This is a genomic window from Streptomyces minutiscleroticus (genome assembly GCF_014650875.1).
Classification (GTDB): domain Bacteria; phylum Actinomycetota; class Actinomycetes; order Streptomycetales; family Streptomycetaceae; genus Streptomyces; species Streptomyces minutiscleroticus.
On sequence record NZ_BMVU01000142.1, the window covers coordinates 1 to 4,405 of the forward strand.

General features: G+C 69.1%; 4 protein-coding genes and 1 pseudogene. All 5 read left to right on the forward strand.

Annotated elements, in window-relative coordinates; translation table 11 throughout:
• Positions 1-102: 102 nt before the first annotated feature.
• Positions 103-870 (forward strand): annotated as a pseudogene (locus IE271_RS40210) (IS5 family transposase); the annotation flags it as partial.
• A gap of 102 nt (positions 871-972) precedes the next feature.
• The gene (locus tag IE271_RS40215) at positions 973-1,740 is read left to right on the forward strand and encodes an SDR family NAD(P)-dependent oxidoreductase (protein ID WP_190195379.1); all 768 of its coding nucleotides are present in this window, start codon (positions 973-975) and stop codon (positions 1,738-1,740) included.
• A gap of 365 nt (positions 1,741-2,105) precedes the next feature.
• Positions 2,106-2,417, forward strand: coding sequence for a replication-relaxation family protein (locus IE271_RS40220; protein WP_190195380.1), 312 nt, complete (start codon positions 2,106-2,108; stop codon positions 2,415-2,417).
• A 16-nt stretch (positions 2,418-2,433) separates the two neighbouring features.
• The gene (locus tag IE271_RS40225; protein ID WP_190195381.1) at positions 2,434-2,748 is read left to right on the forward strand and encodes a hypothetical protein; all 315 of its coding nucleotides are present in this window, start codon (positions 2,434-2,436) and stop codon (positions 2,746-2,748) included.
• A gap of 631 nt (positions 2,749-3,379) precedes the next feature.
• The gene (locus IE271_RS40230) at positions 3,380-4,207 is read left to right on the forward strand and encodes a GAF domain-containing protein (RefSeq protein ID WP_190195382.1); all 828 of its coding nucleotides are present in this window, start codon (positions 3,380-3,382) and stop codon (positions 4,205-4,207) included.
• Positions 4,208-4,405: the final 198 nt, after the last annotated feature.

Consider the following 4,405-nt stretch of genomic DNA (forward strand, 5'->3'; position numbering starts at 1 on the left):
CGGCTACGTCACCCCGCTCGAGACCCGGGCCCTGACAGCACAAGTTCTCGCCCCCGCAGCGTAACCACCCGCTGTCCACGCTCAAGGGGGAACTTCAAACCGCTGCTTCCCCTGCCGGCCTGCCAGACCAAGACGGGCGGCCGACCGGAGAAGTGGCCACGGCGCGACACCGTCGACGCCATCCGCTATCTCGTCGACAACGGGGTCAAATGGCGGGCCCTGCCCGCGGACTATCCGCCCTGGCAGACCGTCTACTACCACTTCGCCGCCTGGCACCGCCGCGGCGTCATCGGCTTCCTCCGTGATCAACTCCGCCGGCAGATCCGCACGGGCCAAGGGCGATGCCCCTGGCCCGTGACGTTGATCGTCGACTCGCAGTCGGTCAAGGGAGCTGAGACAGTCTCCAAGGCCACCCGTGGTTTCGACGCGGGGAAGAAGGTCAACGGCCGCAAGAGACACATCGCCGTCGACACCCTCGGGCTTCCGGTGATGATCACGGTGACGCCCGCCGACATCACCGACCGGGACGCGGCCCGCGAACTCCTCTGGCGGCTGCGGGTCATGCAACCGCAGATCACCCAGGTCTGGGCCGACTCGGCCTACGGCGGCCAGCTCATCAATTGGTCGGGCAGCTTCCTCAACATGACCCTCAAAACGGTCTCCCGCCCACGCGGGGCCAAAGGCTTCGTCGTCCTGCCCAGGCGCTGGAAGGTCGAACGGACCCTGGGCTGGATCATGAAAGCCCGCCGCAACGTCCGCGACTACGAACGCCTCCCACAGCACTCAGAAGCACACCTGACCTGGGCACTCATCACCCTCATGACCCGCAGAATCACCCGCGGAAGTCATCAGGCACGATGGACGAAAAGGCTATAACTCTCGACCCGCACCCGCTACTCGTCTTCTCGGCTGTTACACCAGCAGGTCAGCCCGGGAGTTAAGAGACCGAGCCCGCACCTAACATACCTGACTATGATCGATCCAGGACTCTCGCAGAAAACCGTTCTCGTCACCGGCGGTGCAGCCAACATCGGTGCAGCCATCTCGCGAGCTTTCGCCGAGCAAGGTGCACGCGTCGTAGTCCACTACGCACCCGGCGAGACATCCCCGGGACATCACGGACGCGCGGCCACCGATCCCCATGCCTTCGTCTCCTCACTCCCAGACGCGATCGGCATTGCAGAGGACTTCCTTACACCCGGAGCCGCAGCCAGACTGATGGACACGGTGGAGGATCAAGTCGGCCCCGTGGACGTACTGATCAACAATGCCGCGCTGGCCAACGACGCCGATACCTTCAGCGCCATCGACGACACCGCCATAGAGCAGACCCTCCGCGTCAACACTCTGGCCCCCGCCCTGCTCATCGCGGAACTGTCCAGGCGCCTACCAGAGCACGCTCCGGCCAACTCTGCCAACGTCGTCAACATCTCCACCGACGCAGCCCGGGGCTTCCCCAACCAGGTTTCCTATGGGATGTCGAAAGCAGCCCTCGAATCCCTGACCAGGGGCGCGGCAGTCGACCTCGGGCCTCGAATCCGGGTTAACGCCGTCGCCCCCGGACCGATCCAGACTGGCTGGATGGACGACGAACTCGTCAACAAGGTTGTCCCCGGCATTCCCATGAATCGGGTGGGACATCCGACCGACATCGCGGACGCCTGCGTTTTCCTCGCCTCACGTCAGTCACGGTGGATCACCGGTCAAATCATCCAGGTAGCAGGCGGGCACTGGCTCTAAGACCACTTCTCACGCGATGGGCATCACGAGGCCAAAGGAATCCAGACAGGCACTCAGCGCGGCCGGCAACCGGGTCACCGAGAAGCTGTGGCATCTGACCCCGGCCGACCTGGAGGCCGCGGCGGCCGCGCTGGACCGCCCCGTACGCGAGATGGGCGGCACCGCCAAGGCCGCGGCCGCGTCCGGCGCGACGCACGCGCGGAAGGTCACCGATACCCTCACCGCGTTCTTGCAGACGCCGCCGGAGCCGATGCTGCCCGGCCCCCGCACTCTCACCGCGCCGGATGCCGCGCCGCGCGTCTTGGCCGAACGCCCGCCGGGCCTGGGACCGCTGTCCGCCTGGACCACGGAGGTCACCCTGCCCGGTGGCGGGGACGTTCGCCTCGCCCGCTCGCGGCTTCCTGCGCGCCGATTTCGTCTATGCCCTGCCCGGCGCGCGCCCGGAGCTGTTGTTCGTGGAGGTGGACAACGGCACCGAGAGTCCGGAGGTGCTGGCGGACAAGGTGGCCCGCTACGCGGCGTTCTTCAAGCGGCCGGCGGACTCCCGGCGCCCCGCCCATGCCAGCACGGGGCCGGCGCTGTGGCACACCGTCTGGCCCCACGCCGCCCCCGAGGACAGACGGCGCCTCGCGTATCCGCCGGTGGCGGTGGTGTTCACCCAGGACACCGGACCTTAAGGCACTGCAGAACCGGATGACGGCCCTGGGACGCCTCTCCCACGCCCACTGGAAGGGCGTCTGGCACCGAGGACCCAGACCGCCAGAAATCGGCGGCGAGGACGGCTACCAGGACTTCGAGGACCGCATCCCGCTCCTGGCCACCTCCCTGCGCCAGCTCGCCTCCAAGGGCCCCCACGGGCCGGTGTGGTGGCGCTACGGACACAGCGAGTGGGAGAGCCTCGACGTGGCCCTGGCCGACCTCGACGGCCTTACCGCCTACCGCGAGCGCGACCAGGCCGACCAACGCCGCGCCGAGGAGATCCGCGAGCAGCGGGCCGCCGCAGCCTAAGCCGAAGCCGAGGCCGCCCGCCGGCGCCGCGAGGCGAGAGCCTGGCCCTGCCCCGGATGCGGCCGCCCCCTCCACCCCCACCCCGACTTCCAGATGGGCGACCACTGCGCCGCGTGCGCCCGGGAACTGGCCAAGGCCCGGGCCGGGCAGGAGGAGGCGGAAGCGGCTGCCCGGCCGCGGCGGCTGTTCGGTCGCCGCACCTAGGCACAGGGCGTCTGAGCGGGTGGACGCTCTTCGCGGGTCCGGCCCGCACCGTCGGACGGGCCGGACCACGCACCTTGGCCAAAGACGTGCCCTCCCGCACACCGCCAAGCGGTGAAGGCCGGCCGAGGCGTCTGGGACGCTGTTTTCACGTTGGCGCTGTACGGCTATGAACACCACCCGCAACACGCCACGGACCCCCCTACGCCGTGCGGACGTGCCGCGTCTGGACGGCCGGCCCGCCACGTCGCCCCGGGGTGGCCGTGAAGCGGCCCTGCATTTCGACGAGGACGGGGGTCTGGCGGGCGGGCGTAGGGGCGAGTAGATATAGCTGTCAGGTCAGTGCGTGGCCGGGTGGTTTCCACCCAGTCCCCGTGCGTGCTTTCCGGTTGCGGTCGCTGACACCGATCACCCGGAAAGCGTCCTGATCATGCCTGCTTCCACGTCTGATCCACCCGGCGGGGGAGAACCCGCCGTCCTGCCGCGTGAGCGGCGCGTGACGGCCGCGTTGATCGACCTGGCCGACGTGCTGGTCGCCGACTTCGATCCGGCGGAGTTCCTCTACCGGGTCACCGAGCACTGCATGAATCTGCTGGACATCAGCGACGCCGGGGTGATGCTGGCCCCGGCCGGCGCACCCCTGCAGCTGGTGGCCGCCTCCTCGGAGCGGATGCGGGCGGTGGAACTGTTCGAACTCGACGCCCGCACCGGCCCCTGCCTGACCGCCTACCACGAGGGCACAGCGATCGATCACACGCCGCTGGACGCCTCCCCGGTGCGCTGGCCGGAGTTCAGCGCGCATGCCTTCTGGGCGGGTTACCGGTGCGTGCACGCCACCCCGATCCGGCTGCGCGAGGACACCATCGGCGTGCTCAACCTCTTCCGCCGCACCCCGGAGGTGCTGGGCGAAGCCGACCGGCACCTATCGAAGGCCCTGGCGGACACCACCGCGATCTCCCTGGTCCAGCAGGCATCCCTGGACCACCACCGCACCGTCAACCGCCAGCTCCAACGCGCCCTGGACAGCCGCAGCGCCATCGAACAGGCCAAGGGCTTCCTCGCCTCCCACAATGGCACCGATCCGGGCACCGCCTTCGAACAGCTGCGCGCCCATGCCCGCCGCCACCGCATCCGCCTAGTCGACCTGTCCCGCGACGTCGTCGCCGGAACCGTCACCCTGCCCCCCCCCGACAGCACCGGCGAACAGCCAGGAAAATCCGGACCAAAGAAGCAGGACCCGCGGAACAACGGACCATGACCGCTATCAACGCCCGTGATCCCCGATACGCGATCCGGGGAGCCCTCCGCCACGCCACCCGCGGAACACGACCCTGCCGACCACAGCACCCCAACCGCCCTGCCGTGGACGCCCCGGCCCCCTCCACGGAGTACCTCAGTGCAGGTCACCGGGCCCGTGCCGTACGCAGAAGGCAGGAGAGAACAGCGCGGCTCCTGC